Source organism: Vreelandella nanhaiensis (assembly GCF_003990185.1).
Taxonomy (GTDB): domain Bacteria; phylum Pseudomonadota; class Gammaproteobacteria; order Pseudomonadales; family Halomonadaceae; genus Vreelandella; species Vreelandella nanhaiensis.
Genome location: NZ_RZHF01000014.1, coordinates 134,400 through 152,829, shown reverse-complemented (window position 1 = coordinate 152,829; position 18,430 = coordinate 134,400). Strand labels below are relative to the sequence as shown.

The following is an 18,430-nucleotide window of genomic DNA, read 5'->3' as shown; positions in this document are numbered from 1 at the left end:
TTATCTCTTAACTGGCATCTAGTGCGTCCGGTTGCCGAACCGGCAACCAAACCCGAAAGCGCGTTCCGTTACCGACTTCGCTAAACACCTCGATTCGCCCATGGTGCTTTTGAACGATACTGAAGGAGAGCGCTAATCCCAGCCCTGTGCCCTTGCCTACTGGCTTAGTAGTAAAGAAAGGCTCATAAATACGATTAAGGGCTTCTGGCGCTATGCCTTTACCCGTGTCTTCTACTTCGAACCAGGCCCACTCATTTTCGCAACCCGTACGCAAGGTGATACAGCCGAAGTCCTCAATGGCATGCGCTGCATTGACCAATAGGTTCATAATTATCTGATTGAGCTGTGAGGCAATGCACTCTATTTGAGGAAGCTGCCCATACTCCTTGATCACTTCGGCTTTATATTTAAGCTCGCTCTTAACTAAATTGAGCGTAGTATCGAAGCCATGGTGAATATCCGCCAAGCGGAATTCTTCTTCTTCAATATGCGAAAAGTCTTTGAGCGCAGTGATAATCTTTATGACTCGTCCGAGTCCATCTTCTGACTCGGCTATCAAACTCTCCACATCACTGCGGATATACTCGTATTCGAGGCCCTGCTTGAGTTGCTTCAATTCTGCAGTATTCTTCGCTTCATCTATGGCATCGATGATCAGCAGCATATCCTTTACATAGCCAGCCAATGCCTTGAGGTTAGAGGAAACGTAGCCGATCGGATTATTAATCTCGTGAGCAACTCCGGCAGCAAGCTGCCCGATGCCAGCCAGCTTTTCGGATTGCAGAAGCTGACTATTGGCTTGCTCCAGTTTCTCGGCGAGCTTTCTTTGTTCGATCTCTCGCGCTGCTAAAGAACAGCTCCCTATTTCATACTGCTTATCAGCCTCGACTCGGTCAGCACCATTGAGAAGCATAAGCGCGAAATACGGTGTATTTTCAGCGCCGAAGAAAGGAAACAGCAGCCAGTTCTGCTCTTGCGTCTCCTGATCATTAAACAGGTTGAAAGGCACCTGGATTGCTCTTTGGCTACCATCTCTTGTTACGTTGGGATGCCTACCCTGGCCGAGAGTCTGCTCAATCAGCCGATGGAGACATTTAGTATCCGCTTCAGGAAAAGTATCGGTCACAGGACGGCCCAGGGCCTGCTCCATCGATTTGTCACTACATCGGCTGATGAAGTCGTTCCAGTATTGCACGCATTTATTTTGGTCTAATACAATCAACCCTAGGCTGATGTGTTCGGCCATAGCGTCTATCAACGATGTTTGTAGGCCATCCAAGGCGCTCTTCCAAGGGGGTGCTGCTAATTTTGAGGATGGTAACTGTTGCGTGCACACGATTGATTTACCTGAAAACGAATAGTTGAGTGAGCGACTGTAATAAGGCTTTAATGTCAACAGAACCTCTCAGGGGAAGGGCTTCAGTTAACAGTCACTGGGGCCATCCTTCTTTTGTCGGTCGTTAAACTTCACTAATCTTATCGGCAGCCAAAGCCTGATCTTGAGTAAAGGGACGTACTTTCGTTGTCCTCATGATATGGCATATCGGTGACTGACCCTTCCTCAAAACTAACACAATGAATTCGATGAGATTTCCAGCTAGCCTTTGCTGATGGAGATCTCTCTATGAAAAAGACACGCTACACCCAAGAGCAGATCGTTGGCGCCATCTAGGAATAGGAGGCAGGCGCCAAGGTGGAAAAACTGTGCTGTAAGCCAGGCATTTCCAGCGGCACTTCTACAACTGGCGTAGTAAGTACGCTGGCCTTAAAGTGAATAAAACGAAACGCTTGTGGAAGGGAAAACAATAAGCTGAAAAAGCTTCTGACAAGCTCTTGGAAGCCGAGGCCATGAAGGGTGTACTGTCAACGCCTGCACCCCGAACAGCGAGCGTTCCACCTGTCAACTTGTAGGCATTTCTCGCACGGAGTATCGGCATCAAGCGCTGGATAAACAAGACGGTGCCTTGAGAGCGTACCTCAAAGAGCTTACCACCTAGCAATTTGCCTATGGCTATTTGCTATTACATGCGCTGTTAAAAGTGGAAGGCTTGGTTATTAACCGAAAGCGAACGTACCGGATTCATACTGAAGAAGACTTACAGGTATACACCAAATGGCGCAAAAGCTCATAGGCGGCGACAGCCCCTTAACGCACCAACAAAGGCCAATGGACATTGGTCGATGGACTTCCTTTTTAATTAGATAGCGAATGGCCGACGCTTCCGAATGCTGAATGTGGTAGACGGTTTTTCACGGGGGATGCTAGGTCAGTTATTATCCATAAAGATTGGACGCGCCAGGCGGCTCGGTTTCTGGAGCAGCTTTGCGAAGCAAGAAGTATGTCTTATGGAGTTATTTGCGACAATGGTACCGAGTTTACAAACAAACCGATGCCCTTCTGAAATAAAGAATCGTCAATATCACTCACTGGGCTTTATCCAGCCGGGCAAGCCTACTCAAAATGCATTTTGAAGAGCTTAAACGGTAAGTTCCGAAACCAATACCTGAACCGTCACTGGTTTAAAAACAATAGATGAGGCGAAAGCGGAAATTGATACTTGGCGGGACCATTATAATCACGCTCGCCCGCACAGCCCATAGAAATGGAGGCAGCCCCAAAAGCCACATCCCGGCACACGCATCCACCACTACCGTTGCTCCCTTCCGGGCCTGGCGGGGTTCGCAGTTTAACGTTGCGGGAGGACCTAAGGGGCCACCATAGCAATACACATGAACTAAACGTGTACTGCGGAGCTGATTTTGGTGGCTACGCCCTGATTTGAACAGGGGACCCCATCATTATGAGTGATGTGCTCTAACCAGCTGAGCTACGTAGCCTTTCCGACATCAGCGGGTGCAGAGTATGCCTATTTCAAAAGCAAAAGGCAAGCCGCAAACGGGCTTGCCTTTCAAACTACTAGCCAATCGCTTAAAGCGCAGCCTGAACAGCGGGCAGCCCCGGCTCGCCCTCTTTTGTGGTGACGCCTTCAAGCCATGAGGCCAGCACATCATCATTAGCTTTTAAATAGGCATTGGCTGCATCGCGCGGATCTAGGCCATCATCCATAATTGCACTCATCAGCTGATTTTCCATTTCCAGCGTAAAGGTCATGTTACGCAGTAAAGCCCCTACATTGGGGCACTCTTCAACAAAACCTGAGCGCGTATTGGTGTGCACAGTGGCGCCGCCCAATTCAGGCCCAAAGTAGTCATCCGCATCGGATAAGTAGGCCATATCGAAGTTGGTATTCATGGGATGCGGCTCCCAACCCAAAAAGACCATCCACTCTTCATTAGGGATACGTGTCGTAAGCTCAGCAAGCATGCCCGCTTCACTGGAGTCCACTATCTGCCAGTCACCCAGGCCGTAGGCGTTATCGTCAATCATTTGCTGAATAAGCTCATTACCGTCGTTGCCCGCTTCAATACCGTGGACTCGGTGCTCGAATTGGTCAGCATAGTCAGCTAAATCATTGACGGACGTAACACCCGCCTCATACACATAGCGAGGCACTGCCAGCGTGTATTTTGCCCCTTCAAGATTGGCAGTCAGCCGTTCAACATCGCCGCGCTCAATGTAGGGGTCGCTTATAGATGCCATGGACGGCATCCAGTTACCTAAAAAGACATCGAAATCGTTGTTGCGCATGCCCGCGTAAGCAATTGGCACCGATACGGTATCCACCCTAGGATCATAGCCCAGCGCCTCTAGCACCTCGCTGGCCAGGGCAGTGGTTGCGGTAATATCGGTCCAGCCAACTTCTGCAAAGCGGATGCTTGAGCACTCATCCGCATGAACCAATGTTGGTAATAGAGCACTCGTCATCAGCACAGTTAAACTGCCAACGTAGATACACTTCATTGCTACCTCCCCTATTTTTAAAAGACTACTTATTTATAGCCGCGTCCTGGCCTGAGGTACCAGCTTCAGCAGAGGCGTATCTTTATTAATTGAACGTTCAATAAAAAAATGACAGCATATACAGGTAAGCATGCCTCACCCTGCGTTTCAAGGCAGGCATTCAACGTCACGGGAGATAAGTTGTGCCGAAGGTGGGAATGGAACCAGTACGCCGTCAGCAATTGATTGATGCCACGATGGCGGCCATTGATGAAGTGGGCCTTGCCGATGCCACGATAATGCTCATTGCGCGCCATGCGGGCGTATCGACGGGCATAATCAGCCACTACTTTGGCGGCAAGGATGGCTTGCTAGAGGCCACCATGCGCCAGATCCTGACGGATCTTTCTGAGGCGGTCGCAGCGCGCCGTTCAGCGTTAAAGGACAACTCACCGCGAGCTCATATCGGCGCCATTATCGAAGGAAACTTTGACCGCAGCCAGGTGACAGGCCCTGCAGCCAAGACCTGGCTGGCCTTTTGGGCGAGCAGCATGCATAAACCATCGCTGCAGCGTTTGCAGTACGTCAATGATCGGCGCCTTTACGCCAATTTATGCTATCAGTTTCGGCGCATTTTACCCCGCACTGAAGCGCGCAACGCCGCGCGCGGGCTGGCCGCCATGATTGATGGGCTATGGCTTCGTGGTGCGCTGGCACCCGAGGCGCTGGATGCCGATGAAGCGCGCCATCTGGCGCACCATTACCTCGATCAGCTGCTTGCCCATCACGAACACATCCTTCCCGTTACTCATCATTGATTAGGAGGTCAGCATGGCCGCTCAAGATATTCAGCCTCTTTATATTAACGGTCGCCTGATAGAGGCCACTTCAGGCGATACCTTTACCGTCACCAATCCGTATGATGGCAGCCTGCTGGCCACCATTGGCCAGGCAAGTCAGGCGGATGTCGACGCCGCCGTGGAGGCGGCAAAGCGCGGCCAGCGCCTATGGGCCGCCATGCCAGCCATGGAGCGCTCACGTATCATGCTGCGTGCGGTTGCCCTGCTTCGCGAGCGCAATGACGAGCTGGCTGAGCTTGAAACCCGCAACACAGGCAAACCGATTAGCGAAACCGCCAGTGTTGATATCGTCACCGGCGCGGATGCCCTTGAGTATTTCGCGGGTCTGGCGCCCGCTATTGAAGGCCGTCAGATTCCGCTACGTGAAAGCTCCTTTGTGTATACCCGCCGTGAGCCACTAGGCGTCATTGGTGCTATTGGTGCCTGGAACTATCCGATTCAAATCGCCTGCTGGAAAGCTGCGCCTGCCTTGGCGGCGGGCAATGCCGTTGTATTCAAACCCAGCGAAGTCACGCCGCTGAGCGCGATCAAGCTCGCCGAGATATTTACCGAAGCGGGCCTGCCCGACGGCGTTTTTAACGTGGTGCAGGGCGATGGCCGGGTAGGTGCCATGCTGACTGAGCATAAAGGTATTGCCAAGGTCTCCTTTACGGGCGAAGCGGGTACCGGCAAAAAAGTAATGGCCGCTGCTGCAAGTTCCACACTTAAAGATGTCACGATGGAATTGGGTGGCAAATCCCCTTTAATCGTCTTTGCCGACGCTGATCTGGATCGCGCCGCCGATGCGGCCATGATGGCCAACTTCTACTCCAGCGGGCAGATTTGTACCAACGGTACCCGCGTATTTATCGAACGCAGCGTGCAGGACGTCTTTGAAGCCAAGCTGGTCGAGCGCGTCAAGCGTATCAAAGCGGGCGATCCTATGGATCCCAGCGTTAATTTTGGCCCGCTGGTGAGCTTCGAGCATCAAGAGAAAGTGCTCTCCTACATTGCGCTGGGTAAAGAGCAAGGCGCGCGTGTGCTGGTCGGCGGTGAAGACTGGAAGAGTGGCAACTGGGCCAACGGCGCCTGGGCAGCCCCTACCGTCTTTACCGACTGCACGGACGATATGCGTATTGTAAAGGAAGAAATTTTCGGCCCGGTAATGTCAGTACTCGCCTTCGAGGATGAAGCAGACGTTATTCGTCGCGCCAATGACACAAACTACGGTCTCGCCGCCGGAGTATTCAGTGAAAGCTTGAGCCGTGCTCACCGTGTGATTCATCAGTTGGAAGCAGGTATTTGCTGGATCAATACGTGGGGTGAATCGCCTTCAGAAATGCCGGTGGGCGGCTATAAAGCTTCAGGCATCGGCCGAGAGAACGGCATCGAGACGCTTAACCACTATACCCAGACCAAGTCCATACAGATCGAGATGGGCCCCTTTGAGTCGGTGTTTTAAGTCGAAGTAATGGAACTTTGCAGGCAGGCATAACGAAGAAGACGCGTCTTTTTTATATGCCTCCAGGCTCGCTCATTACTCATTATTCGTCACTGCCTAGGTGAAAACCATGTCTCGACTACGCGAATTTGATTACATTATTATCGGCGCAGGCTCGGCGGGCAATGTGCTGGCTACTCGCCTGACCGAAGACAGCGATGTCAGCGTCTTGTTATTAGAAGCCGGTGGCCCGGACTATCGATTCGATTTTCGCACCCAAATGCCCGCAGCACTTGCCTTTCCACTCCAAGGCAAGCGCTATAACTGGGCGTTTGAAACCGACCCTGAGCCCTATATGGATGGTCGCCGTATGGAATGTGGCCGAGGCAAAGGGCTGGGTGGCTCTTCGCTGATCAATGGCATGTGCTACATCCGCGGCAACGCCCTGGATTACGATAACTGGGCTAAACATCCCGGCCTGGAGGATTGGGATTATTTAAGCTGCCTACCCTACTTTAAAAAGTCGGAAACCCGCGATATTGGCCCAAACGACTACCACGGTGGCGACGGCCCGGTAAGCGTCACCACACCCAAAGAGAGTAACAATCCGCTTTATCGCACATTTATTGAAGCGGGCAAACAGGCGGGCTACCCGGAAACTCAGGACGTTAACGGCTACCAGCAAGAAGGCTTTGGCCCCATGGACCGGTTCGTTACGCCTAAGGGCCGTCGCGCGTCAACCGCACGTGGCTACCTGGGCGCAGCCAGGCAGCGTGATAACCTGACCATTGAAACCCACGCGGTTACCGATATCATTGAGTTTGTAGGTAAACGCGCGGTGGGCGTGCGTTATGAGCGTAAAGGGCAAACGCAGAGAGCCCATGCCCGGCGGGAAGTGCTCCTCTGCGGGGGTGCCATTGCTTCTCCACAAATTCTGCAGCGCTCAGGTGTAGGTAATCCTGAATTGCTTGACTCGCTAGGTATCAAGACGGTTCATGCGTTGCCCGGCGTAGGTGAAAATCTGCAGGACCATCTGGAAATGTACATTCAATATGAGTGTAAGGAACCCATATCGCTCTACCCTGCGCTCAAGTGGTACAACCAGCCCAGAATTGGTGCCGAGTGGCTGCTCAAGGGCACCGGTATAGGCGCCAGCAACCAGTTTGAATCCTGCGCCTTTATTCGCAGCCGCGATGAAGAAGCGTGGCCCAATCTGCAGTATCACTTCTTGCCTATTGCCATCAGCTATAACGGCAAAAGCGCGGTGCAGGCCCACGGTTTTCAGGCCCATGTTGGTTCCATGCGTTCAGAAAGCCGAGGTCGCATTCAACTGACTTCCAAAGACCCGCACGCAGCCCCCAGCATCTTGTTCAACTATATGTCCAAGGAAAAGGACTGGCAGGAGTTTCGTGACGCTATCCGTCTGACCCGCGAGATCATCGCCCAGCCAGCGTTTGATAAATACCGCGGCCGCGAAATAGCACCGGGCCCCGATGTGCAATCTGATGCCGAACTTGACGCTTTCGTTAAACAGCATGCTGAAACCGCCTACCACCCCTGCGGCAGTTGTCGCATGGGCAGTGATGAACTGGCCGTAACGGATGGCCAAGGCCGCGTACACGGTCTTGAAGGATTGCGCGTGGTGGATGCCTCATTGTTTCCCTTGATTCCTACCGGCAACCTTAATGCACCCACCATCATGCTGGCCGAAAAGATTGCCGACCGCATTCGTGGCGCCGAGCCGCTACCTCGTGCCCAAGTCGACTATTACGTGGCTCATAACACCCCTGCCAAGCGCATAGCAACGCGAGCCGCCTAGGCAGCAACACGCCAAACGACAACTTCATTGCTCTTCTTCGACGCCATGGCCTCGCGCCGTGGCGCTTTATATCTGGTACAACATATAAAATATTATGGCGCTTGCGCTGAATAGCGCTGGTCTGCCACTATTCAAACGTATGTTCGAACGCCCTGATAATGTGGCGCCTCGCTGGCAAAATCGTCAATCGGCGAATGCCGTTACCGCTCCCAGTCGTTAACACGGTGAATGCGTTACGCGTCAGAGCCAGCGTTTTTTACGCTAGACTGAACGCAGAAAGTTATCGGACAGCGCCTAATAATACATGGAGACGTTCTATGCTCACCCTACTACTGATTGTTATTGCCGTGGTCGGCCTGCTGATTATCATGCGCCGCGAAGCCGGTGCAGCATCCGCTTTAGCCTTGCTGGGCGTATTAGGCTTGGTTGGCCTTCTTTTTGATGCCAATTTTATCGGCTTTGTACTGCTGCTTGGCGCTATTGCCGTTGCGGTAACCGGCCTACCTGCTTTTCGTCGCCAGTGGCTGACGCCACGTATTTTCAACATCTTCAAAAAAGTGGCGCCCAAGGTTTCTGCGACAGAGCGCACCGCGCTTGAAGCCGGTAGCGTCTCCTGGGATGGCGAGCTATTTTCCGGCAAACCTCAGTGGGGCAAACTTCTCAACTATAAAGATGAAGGGCTAACGGAAGACGAACAGGCTTTTCTGGACAACCAGTGTGCCAAGGCCGCTGGCATGTGTAACGCCTGGGATATCGCCCAGGAGCGTGCAGACCTGCCCCAACAGTTGTGGGACCATCTGAAAAAAGAGGGTTTCTTTGGGATGATCATTCCCAAGGAGTACGGTGGCCTTGGTTTTTCCGCAAAAGCGCAGTCCATGGTACTGCAAAAGCTTTCGGCCAATGAAACCCTGATGGTAACCGTTGGCGTACCCAACTCGCTTGGGCCAGGCGAGCTGCTGTTAAAATACGGCACCCAAGAGCAAAAGGATCACTACCTGCCCCGTTTGGCGGATGGCCGTGAAATTCCCTGTTTTGGTCTAACCGGCCCGCGTGCGGGTTCTGATGCTACCTCCCTGCCTGATACCGGCGTGGTATGCAAACAGACCATCGACGGTGAAGAAGTTCTTGGCGTGCGCCTTAACTTCGAGAAGCGCTGGATCACCCTGGCACCGATTGCCACCGTTGTCGGTCTTGCCTTCCGCCTGTTTGACCCTGAAAAGCTGCTCAGCAGCGAAGAGGACCGTGGTATAACGCTGGCACTTATCCCGCGGGATACCCAAGGCATGGACATTGGCCGCCGCCACCACCCGATCGGCAGCCCGTTCATGAATGGTCCTATTAAGGGGGTCAATGTATTTGTACCGCTGGACACGATTATTGGCGGGCAGGATATGATTGGTCAGGGCTGGCGAATGCTGGTGGAGTGCCTTTCCATCGGACGTTGTATTACCCTGCCCTCAGGCGCTACCGGCACAGCACGCTATGCGCTGGGCTGGAGCGGTGGTTTTACCCGCGTACGTCGCCAGTTCAATGTACCGGTTGCGGAAATGGAAGGCGTTCAAGAGCCACTCGCTCGCATGGCCTCCTTGGCGTATATCTCCCAGGCGACAGTCTATCAAACGGCCAATCTGATTGATCATGGCGAAAAGCCTGCCGTGCCTTCTGCTATCCTGAAAAGCCAGCTGACTGAATTCCAGCGTGTACTGCTAGGCGATGCCATGGATGTTCATGGCGGCAAGGCTGTGACACTTGGCCCACGTAACTATCTAGGCATTGGATATAGTGCCAACCCGGTGGCAATTACCGTGGAAGGTGCCAATATCATGACTCGTAACCTGATGATCTTTGGTCAGGGCGCCATTCGCTGCCACCCTTATGTGCTTGATGAATTGGCCGCCAAAGATGCCAACGATATTGAAGCGTTTGATAAGGCTTTCTTCAGCCATGCCGGGCTTATTTTTGGCAACGCGGCACGTGCCTTCACTATGGGCCTTGGCTTTGGCAAGGAAAGTGTTCCGTTTGACGCTCCCGCTGCCGCCTACGCGCAGGATATTACGAGGCTTTCCGCAGCGTTTGGCCTGTGCGCGGATGCTGCCATGGCGAGCCTTGGCTCTGCGCTGAAAAAACGCGAAATGCTTTCCGCCCGCCTAGGTGATGTGCTCTCCAACCTTTACCTGGCCTCCATGGTGATCAAACAGTGGCAGACGAATGAAAAAGTGGAAGGCGAAGATGCCCTGCTTCACTACAGCTGCCGCTTCCTGCTGCACCGTGCTGAACAGGCATTTGTGGAAATCTTCGACAACCTGCCGAACCGGGCACTGGGCAAAGTGCTAAACGCGGTTGTGATGCCCACGGGTCGCCGCTGGGATAAACCTCACGACGATCTGGCACGGGATATCGCCAAGCGGGTATCTACCCATAGTGCGCTGCGCACCAAGCTGCTCTACAACACCTGGGATACCGACGATGGTGAGCAACCCAACCCGCTTGCCCGCTATAACGCGCTCTTGGTGGATTATGACCGCGCAGAGGTTATTTATCGCACGGTTAACAAAGCCTATGCGAAGGGTGAATTACCACAAACTGCTCTTCATCCAGAAGCACGGGTAGAAGCCGCTTTTGAGAAAGGGTTAATCAGCGAAGAAGAAACCGTATTTATGCGCGAATTCGAAAAACGCGTGCTTGAAATGTTAACGGTGGATGACTTCGCCTACGACGCCTTCGCTACCAATAAAGATACTCTTATCGACCACAATGCAAGAACGGCAGCGCCTATTCATCAGCCGATAGAGCGCGTTGAATAACACTTGACTGTCAACTGAATGAAATTAACCGGCTCTATCATGGAGCCGGTTTTTTTGATTTCAATATTTTCGTTTTCGACCTTGAAAGATAAAAAACGATCACATATTCTTTCATAAATGAAAATACCGCTGCTTGCCCGGTTGATTACTTCCTTTCCTGTTCATCTTAAGGGGCCATCATGACGCTGCGCGAACAAAACGTTAGCCAATTAAAGAGCACCACCTTTGACGCGCTAGTGATTGGTGGTGGTATCAATGGGGCCGTTAGTGCTGCCTCTTTGGCTGGCAAGGGCGCCAAGGTTGCTCTGATTGACCGGGGAGATTTTGCAGGAAGCACCAGCATGCACTCCTCCAATCTGGTATGGGGAGGCATTAAATACATGGAAAGCAATGACTTTGGTTTAGTGCGCAAACTCTGCAAAAGCCGCAACCACCTTATTAAAAGCTACCCTTCTACGGTTCAGGAAATTCGCTTTCTTACCACAATTACCAAAGGGTTTCGTCACTCTCCCCGTTACCTGTGGGCAGGCACCTGGCTCTATTGGCTGATGGGTAACGGATTTACCAAGCGCCCCCGTCTGCTTTCGCCAAAAAACATCAAACGCGAAGAGTCGATCATCAATATCGATGAATCCGTGGGCGGCTTTGAGTACTCGGATGCCTACCTGCACGATAACGATGCGCGATTTGTTTTCAACTTCATTCGCCATGCGCTGGATTATGGAGCCACGGCTGCCAATTATATTGAATCGTTGGGGGCTAAACGCCAGAACGACATATGGGTCATTAAAGCGCGTAATATCATGGATGACAGCACCTTTGAAATACGCGCCAAGGTACTGATCAATGCAGCAGGGCCATGGGTGGATCATCACAATGCGCTGACGGGCGAGCAAACCTCACATCAGCACCTCTACTCCAAGGGCATCCACCTGATTGTGCCGCAGCTCACCGACTCTAAGCGCGTGCTTGCGTTTTTTGCCGATGATGGACGCCTATTTTTTGTCATTCCCATGGGCAATCGGACCTGCATTGGTACAACCGACACTCATATGGAGCATCCTGACGCGGTAGTCACCGATGAGGATATCCGCTTTGTTCTGGACAATATCAACACACGCCTGACGCTTGAAAAACCGCTGACAGCAGAAGACATCATTTCAACACGCTGCGGCGTTCGCCCTCTTGCCGTGCAGTCAAACCAAGGCAGCGAGCGTGACTTTCTTCAGCTGTCACGTAAACACGTAGTGGACACCAATACCGATACAGCGCATATCAGTATTTTTGGCGGCAAACTTACCGACTGTATCAATGTGGGTAACGAAATTGCCGAGGCATTGACTCAACTGGGCGTCACCCTGCCCAACGCTGATTTCCAATGGTATGGCGAACCTGCAGAGCAGATTAAACAGCAGTTCATGACACAGGCCCGGCGTATAGGGCTGGATGCCATGACCCCTGCAACATCGTCAGAACCACTTTCAACACGCCTATGGCGACGCTATGCAAACAAGGCGTTTGCCATGCTGGAGCAGATCGAAGCCAACCCGCGCCAGGCCGAGCTTCTGATTGAAGGGACCGAATATATCCGTGTTGAGCTGGAGCACGCCCGCGACCATGAAATGATTACCGAGCTTGAGGACTTTCTGCGGCGTCGGGCGAAAATCTCACTTGTAGTGCATCACGAGCAGTTGCGTCACTCCAAAGGATTAAAAGAGGCGTGTCGCGTTCTGTTTGGCGACCAGGCTGAGGCAAGACTTGCCGCTTATTTTGATCGAAACGCGAATACGCTACTCTCTGGAACCGCCGCCGAGGTCTGATTTACCCGCTGATAAAAAAGTCCCCTCAGGTAAGTGAGGGGACTTATTGTTTTACTCTTCGCTGATGATTTGCAGCTGCGAATCACCGGCCAGGACTTCATCCCAGGCCTCTTCCAGCGTGCACCCTGAGCGGCTGCCGAGGGTATCAATGACTTCTACAGCGTGTTGGAGCGACTCACGGTTATTTTTAAAGGCTAATACCAGCTTGGCCAGGTCTTGCTTGCTGAACGTACTAGCAATCTGGTCAGCCTGCTGGCTGAGTTCAATGCAGTTCATGGTCAGTACCTCATGGTATGGTCATCCGTTGCCGGCTATTACCGGCAGACATATCGTGGTGACATTGCTACTCATGCTGGGCCGGATAAGTGCCCAGTTCGGTAACTGCGAAACGGTCACTAACGTAAGACCTTCGCCCTTTAGCGCCGGGTAATACAAAAGCGCTGCGGTTGTGTAGCAGGGCCTGGAGTGGCGCGTCGGGATAACAACGTTTCAATCCAAGCCATGCCCTGACTATGGTTCACACAAGGCAAGCCAACAATGCATCATTGGCCGCACGGCAGGTTGTAGCATGACTACATTACCTACCCTTTGCCGCCAAATGTGTTAAAGGCCTACAACAGCAGAGTATGAAAAATGAGAGACGTATAAGCGGGTTGTGCCTTGATGAATGGCGAATAGATAGCTGAATACAGGATTTTGCATTATTAAAGAAAGCTGTATAAAACCATGACCACACTCAAGCCTTAAAACAAGCTTAGGTTTTGGCTGACAATCAAGCGATATACAACGCTACACTATGCTGCAAGAGTAGCTGCTGAATAGGCTCAGGCGGCTTACGGTCGGTAAACAGTGCGTCAAGCTGGGCAAGATTGCCCTGACGGACCACCGGGTTGCGATGGAATTTGGAGTAATCCGCGGCCAGATAGACCCGCCGGGAATTGGCAATAATGGCTTGCGCCACGCGCACTTCCTGATAGTCGAACTCCAGCAGCGAGCCATCTTCATCGATTCCGCTAATACCAATAATGCCGTAGTCGACCTTGAACTGGTTAATGAAATCGATGGTTGCCTCACCGATGATACCGCCATCCCGGGAGCGTACCTGGCCGCCAGCAATAATTACGTTAAAATCCTCTTTGTGCTGCAAAATGGCGGCGACGTTCAGGTTGTTGGTGATGATTTCCAACCCTTGATGCTCAAGTAGCGCCTGGGCGATGACTTCGTTGCTGGTACCAATATTGATAAACAGCGAGGAGTGGTTGGGAATGTGCTGCGCCAGACAGTGAGCAATGCGCTCCTTTTCTTCCAAGTGCAGCGTTTTACGCGTGCTGTAGGCGGTATTGACTGTGCTCGACTCAATCCCTACACCGCCATGCACTCGCCGTACGCGGCCACTATCTGCCAGGGTATTCAAATCACGCCGAATGGTTTGCGGCGTTACTGCAAAATGTTCAGTCAGTTGCTCGATGCTCATATAGCCGTGCTGGCGTACCAGCTCGACAATCGCGTCCTGACGGTATTGTTGATTCATAGGCCCGGCCTGTTCACTTTTGTTTGTCGCTAAGCGTAACAGGGTATCAAGATTTTCGAAATGTGATAGTTTCGAGCCTATGCTTCACGCTCATTAAAGCTGCTTATAGCGGCCATACCCAAAAAATAACCGGCAAGGCGACTACCAGAACCACAATCGAAAGTGGCAAGCCCAGTTTCCAATAGTCACCAAAACTGTAACCACCAGGGCCCAGTACCAGCGTATTCGACTGATGACCGATAGGGGTTAAAAAAGCACACGATGCGCTGACCGCTACAATCATCAGGAAAGGATCCAACGACACTTTAAACCCTTGAGCCAAACTGGCTGCAATAGGTGCCATTAACAGGGCGGCAGCAGCGTTGTTCACGACATTGGATAGCAGCATGGTGAGAATGAACAGGCCGATCAAAGAAATAAAGATCGGCCATTCCGCTCCCAAGGAGAGCAGCGCATTGGCAATGATGTCCGCACCGCCGCTGGTTTCCAGTGCCTCTCCCACGGGAAGCATGGCAGCCAGCAGAACGATGACAGGACCGTCAATGGCCTGGTAGCCGTCGCGCAGCGGAAGTACGCCAATCAATAGCGACACCAGCGCTGCCGTGCTCATTGCAACCGCCGCTGGCAGTAAATCAAACATCATTGCCATAATGGCCAGGGCAAAAATCCCTATAGATATGGCCAGTTTACGAGGCTTCCCTAGTTGCAGTTCGCGATTGGCCAGGGGCAGGCAGCCCAATGTTGAGAGGCTGTCACTTATCTCTTTCTCACTCCCCTGCAGAAGTAGAACATCACCGGTTTGAAAGCGAATATCACGCAAGCGCTGCTTAAGGCGGCTACCATCCCGGGCTACTGCTACCAGGTGCAGGCCAAACTGCTGGTTTAAACGCAGCTGTTTAACGCTGCGATTGTTCATCATTGAATCATTGCGCACGACAGCTTCAATTAACTGTAGCCCCTCTGTATCTACGGGCAGGCGCTCATCCGGCTTTTCTTCGGCCGGGAGGTTATCCGCTGTGTCGGATTCTTGCGTTTCCTGTTCAGACTCGGGTTCGGCAATCGCGCTTAACCCTACCTTATCTTCCAAGAGCTTTAGTTCATCCGGCCCGGCTTCGAGCAGCAGAATATCGCCTTCTTGCAGAATGCCGTGAAACGAATAGCCTGCTCGGCGGTTATCATCGCGGACCACCGCCAGCACGGGAATGGCTTCCTCAAGCTCATCACGCAACTGGGGCAGCGTCAGGCCGTTGGCTTTGGAATCTTCGGTTACCTTGAGTTCTACCAGATAGTTGGCAGTATCAAACATTTCAGCCGTGGAAGCCTGACCACTGCGTTTTGGGGTCAGGCGCCAACCAATCAGCACAATGAAGGCAAGCCCCGCCGCTGCAACGGCAATCCCTACCGGCGAGAAACTGAACATGCCAAAATTTTCACCGGTGATGCTGCCCCGGTAACTGGAAATAATGATATTGGGCGGCGTGCCAATCAGTGTGGTCAAGCCACCCAGTAATGACCCAAACGCCAAGGGCATCAATAGCAAGGAAGGGGCGGTATTATGCTCACGAGCCAGACGCATGGCCACCGGCAGTAGCAGCGCGAGTGCCCCTACATTATTCATGATCCCCGACAGCACCACTACCGTGCCAACCAGCACAAGAAGCTGTAACAGCAAGCGCTCGCCTACCTTGAGCACCTGATTGGCAATGACATCCACCACGCCCGAACGCTCAAACCCGCGGCTTAACACAAGCACGGCCGCAACGGTAATGACGGCCGGGTGGCCAAATCCGGCAAATGCAGCTTCCGCCGGCACCAGGCCAAGCATTACCGACACCAAAAGCGCCGTTACCGCTACCAGGTCGTAACGAAAGCGCCCCCAGATAAACCCCATTAACGTTAAACCCAGCACGATAAATACCAACGTACTGGCAGCCAAGCCGATAGATTCTATCGCCATACCAAAATATCTCCTTGAGCCTTCAGGAATTGCAAACTGATGACTATTGCCCTATCGACCTGTTGAATTTCACCGCCATATAAGCCAACAACGCTTTGAATCTCTTACATTAGACGATATCTATACAGCCGTATAGGGTATGCAAATGTTACTTAATGAGATTAATTTATGGTGCACATGTGCGTTAAGACAGTTTATTACCCAGGGAAGAGGCACCCTCATTAACGTTAGTTCCGTTACGAGTGAAGTACCGGCAGCACTGCAAAATACTTACGCTGCTACTAAGGAAGGCCGTAACGTTGATGGCGGTATTCGCGAAAGGAAAAAGCAGGAAGATAGCTGAAGGCAGCTATTGGCTGATATATTCGATTGACTTAAAAAACGCTATATATGCAGGATCGGAACCCGCTTAAAAACCATGAAGCCCTAAACTATTCCGATCCTTAATTTCGCTAGCTCTTAAGGCAGCAATACGGTCGAACCCGTTGTTTTACGGTTCTGTAGAGCGTCCTGTGCTTTGCCAGCATCGGCCAGCGGGTAACGGTTGGCGACATCAACCTTGATCTTGCCGCTTTCGATCATCCCAAAGAAGTCTTCGCACATCATTTCCAGGCGCTCACGAGTATCAGCGTAGCCATTGAGGCTTGGGCGGGTGACAAACAGCGAGCCCTTCTGGTTAAGAATGCCGATGTTCACGCCATCCACCGGGCCTGAGGCGTTGCCAAAGCTTACCATCAGCGCGCGGGGTTTAAGGCAGTTCAACGACACCTCCCAGGTATCCTTGCCCACGGAATCGTACACTACATCGCACATTTCGCCGTTGGTCAATTCACGCACTCGCTCGACGACATCTTCCTGAGTGTAGTTGATCGTCGCCCAGGCACCGTTTTGCATCGCAAGGTCCGCTTTTTCCTGCGAGCTGACCGTGCCAATCAGCTTCACACCCAGCGCTTTTGCCCACTGACAGGCAATAGACCCCACGCCCCCGGCGGCTGCGTGAAACAGAATGGTTTCGCCGCCTTTGAGCGCATAGGTCTGACGTAAAAGGTACTGTACGGTCAAACCTTTGAGCATGCTGGCGGCGGCCGTTTCAAAATCAATAAAGTCGGGCAGCTTGACCACTTTGGCAGCAGGCAGGACGTGATGCTCTGCGTAAGCACCCAAGGGCCCTTGGGCGTAAGCTACCCGGTCACCCACGTTCAGGTGAGTGACATTTTCGCCCACAGCGTCGACAACGCCTGCACCCTCTGTGCCCAAACCAGACGGCAAGGCAGGTGCTGGATAAAGCCCAGTGCGAAAATAGATATCAATAAAATTAAGGCCAACGGCTTTATTGGCAATACGCACTTCCTCTGGCCCCGGTTCAGCCTGCGTCGTGTTTACCAACTCAAGTACCTCTGAACCACCGGTTTGGGCAAACTGGATACGCTGGGACATACACCCTCCTTGTACTTTATTGGTTGAGACTCACGCGTGCTATCCAACCGCGTCAAAGCAAAGAAATCAAGCTACTCGTTTTGCATGGCGACCTCCATGATACGCCGGTGTCATATACCCATGCTAAACTCAGGGAAATTTCAATAGTGAAAGCTTTCCGGACTGACCATGAGCCACCCTGCCATTGCGCTGCCTACCCTGATTGCCCACCGCGGTTACTCTGCCGCTGCTCCTGAAAACACCCTGGCCGCTGTTCGCGCAGCCCACGAAGCCGGAGCCCAGTGGGTTGAGCTGGATGTTCAGCTACTCGGCGACGGTACGCCGGTGATTTGGCACGATGCGGATGTAGCACGCTGCTCAGACGGTCGCGGCGGGCTTAACAAGCTCACCTGGACACAGGCGCAATCATTGGATGTAGGCAGTTGGTTTAGCGATAATTTTGCAGGCGAAAGAATGGCCAGCCTTGAAGCCATGCTTGCGCTACTTAACGAGCTGGAAATGGGCGTCAATCTTGAAATCAAGGTCAATAAGGGACGCGACCCCATCGCGCTGGTTGACCGCGTGATGCCTGAGGTACTGGATGCTCTGCCGGCTGAGCGGTTGATTATCTCCTCCTTCGATCCAGCCGCCCTTCATCGCTGCCGAACGTTTGCTCCCCAGGAAAGCCTGGCATTGGGAGTACTGTTTGGCAGTACACCAAAAGACTGGCGCGCCCAATGCGAGGCTGTAGACGCCTTCAGTATCCATCCCCACTGGCCGCGCCTGAAACGCCCACAGGCCGATGCCATGCATGAAGCCGGGTATCAGTTGCTCTGTTACACCGCCAACGACCCAGGCGCTTTTAACAGCCGCTGGGCATGGGGTATCGCTAGCGCCATTACCGATGAGCCTGCTATTTTTCAACGCTTCCTGGATAATCAGCGTTTGGCCACCCATTAAAG

At 52.6% G+C, this 18,430-nt stretch carries 13 protein-coding genes, 1 tRNA gene, 1 other RNA gene and 1 pseudogene; 8 read left to right on the top strand and 8 right to left on the bottom strand.

The window, feature by feature from the left end:
* Nucleotides 1-7: 7 nt before the first annotated feature.
* The gene (locus ELY38_RS09655) at nt 8-1,246 is read right to left on the bottom strand and encodes an ATP-binding protein (protein WP_127061723.1); all 1,239 of its coding nucleotides are present in this window, start codon (nt 1,244-1,246) and stop codon (nt 8-10) included.
* Nucleotides 1,247-1,624: 378 nt separating this feature from the next.
* Between ELY38_RS09655 and ELY38_RS09650 the strand changes: the two are divergent.
* Nucleotides 1,625-2,601: pseudogene (locus ELY38_RS09650) on the top strand (IS3 family transposase).
* Nucleotides 2,602-2,613: 12 nt separating this feature from the next.
* Here ELY38_RS09650 and ffs read toward each other — a convergent pair.
* The 3 genes from ffs to ELY38_RS09635 all read right to left on the bottom strand — a co-directional run bounded on the left by ffs (nt 2,614) and on the right by ELY38_RS09635 (nt 3,826).
* Nucleotides 2,614-2,710, bottom strand: an RNA gene (gene ffs / locus ELY38_RS09645) — signal recognition particle sRNA small type.
* Between the two features lie 51 nt (nt 2,711-2,761).
* A tRNA-Met gene (locus tag ELY38_RS09640) sits at nt 2,762-2,838 on the bottom strand.
* 91 nt (nt 2,839-2,929) lie between these two features.
* Nucleotides 2,930-3,826, bottom strand: coding sequence for a choline ABC transporter substrate-binding protein (locus ELY38_RS09635; RefSeq protein WP_246009122.1), 897 nt, complete (start codon nt 3,824-3,826; stop codon nt 2,930-2,932).
* A 218-nt stretch (nt 3,827-4,044) separates the two neighbouring features.
* On the opposite strand from ELY38_RS09635, the gene betI reads away from it, so the two are divergent.
* The 5 genes from betI (at nt 4,045) to ELY38_RS09610 (ending at nt 12,564) form a co-directional block, all read left to right on the top strand.
* On the top strand, nt 4,045-4,659 hold the full coding sequence (gene betI / locus ELY38_RS09630) for a transcriptional regulator BetI (RefSeq protein ID WP_185858957.1): 615 nt from the start codon (nt 4,045-4,047) through the stop codon (nt 4,657-4,659).
* 13 nt (nt 4,660-4,672) lie between these two features.
* The gene (gene betB / locus ELY38_RS09625; RefSeq protein ID WP_127061719.1) at nt 4,673-6,142 is read left to right on the top strand and encodes a betaine-aldehyde dehydrogenase; all 1,470 of its coding nucleotides are present in this window, start codon (nt 4,673-4,675) and stop codon (nt 6,140-6,142) included.
* Between the two features lie 109 nt (nt 6,143-6,251).
* Nucleotides 6,252-7,940 carry a choline dehydrogenase gene (betA, locus tag ELY38_RS09620; protein ID WP_127061717.1) on the top strand — a complete coding sequence of 563 codons (1,689 nt, stop codon included), beginning with the start codon at nt 6,252-6,254 and terminating at the stop codon, nt 7,938-7,940.
* A 317-nt stretch (nt 7,941-8,257) separates the two neighbouring features.
* Complete coding sequence (locus ELY38_RS09615) at nt 8,258-10,744, top strand: acyl-CoA dehydrogenase (RefSeq protein ID WP_127061715.1); 2,487 nt, start codon at nt 8,258-8,260, stop codon at nt 10,742-10,744.
* Between the two features lie 179 nt (nt 10,745-10,923).
* Entirely contained in the window at nt 10,924-12,564 is a 1,641-nt protein-coding gene (locus ELY38_RS09610; protein WP_127061713.1) for a glycerol-3-phosphate dehydrogenase/oxidase, read from the top strand.
* Between the two features lie 51 nt (nt 12,565-12,615).
* On the opposite strand, the gene ELY38_RS09605 is transcribed toward ELY38_RS09610, so the two are convergent.
* The 3 genes from ELY38_RS09605 to ELY38_RS09595 all read right to left on the bottom strand — a co-directional run bounded on the left by ELY38_RS09605 (nt 12,616) and on the right by ELY38_RS09595 (nt 16,052).
* Nucleotides 12,616-12,840 (bottom strand): hypothetical protein, encoded by a 225-nt coding sequence (locus ELY38_RS09605; RefSeq protein WP_127061711.1) that lies wholly within the window; start codon nt 12,838-12,840, stop codon nt 12,616-12,618.
* A 496-nt stretch (nt 12,841-13,336) separates the two neighbouring features.
* A complete protein-coding gene (locus ELY38_RS09600) occupies nt 13,337-14,095 on the bottom strand; it encodes a DeoR/GlpR family transcriptional regulator (RefSeq protein WP_127061709.1) in 759 nt (252 codons plus the stop codon).
* A 103-nt stretch (nt 14,096-14,198) separates the two neighbouring features.
* On the bottom strand, nt 14,199-16,052 hold the full coding sequence (locus ELY38_RS09595) for an SLC13 family permease (RefSeq protein WP_127061707.1): 1,854 nt from the start codon (nt 16,050-16,052) through the stop codon (nt 14,199-14,201).
* A gap of 139 nt (nt 16,053-16,191) precedes the next feature.
* Here ELY38_RS09595 and ELY38_RS19685 point away from each other — a divergent pair, with 139 nt between their 5' ends.
* The gene (locus ELY38_RS19685) at nt 16,192-16,395 is read left to right on the top strand and encodes an SDR family NAD(P)-dependent oxidoreductase (RefSeq protein ID WP_127061705.1); all 204 of its coding nucleotides are present in this window, start codon (nt 16,192-16,194) and stop codon (nt 16,393-16,395) included.
* Between the two features lie 116 nt (nt 16,396-16,511).
* On the opposite strand, the gene ELY38_RS09585 is transcribed toward ELY38_RS19685, so the two are convergent.
* Nucleotides 16,512-17,489, bottom strand: a complete 978-nt coding sequence (locus tag ELY38_RS09585; protein ID WP_127061703.1) for an NADPH:quinone reductase — start codon at nt 17,487-17,489, stop codon at nt 16,512-16,514.
* Between the two features lie 168 nt (nt 17,490-17,657).
* Here ELY38_RS09585 and ELY38_RS09580 point away from each other — a divergent pair, with 168 nt between their 5' ends.
* Complete coding sequence (locus ELY38_RS09580; protein ID WP_127061701.1) at nt 17,658-18,428, top strand: glycerophosphodiester phosphodiesterase family protein; 771 nt, start codon at nt 17,658-17,660, stop codon at nt 18,426-18,428.
* Nucleotides 18,429-18,430 lie beyond the last annotated feature (2 nt).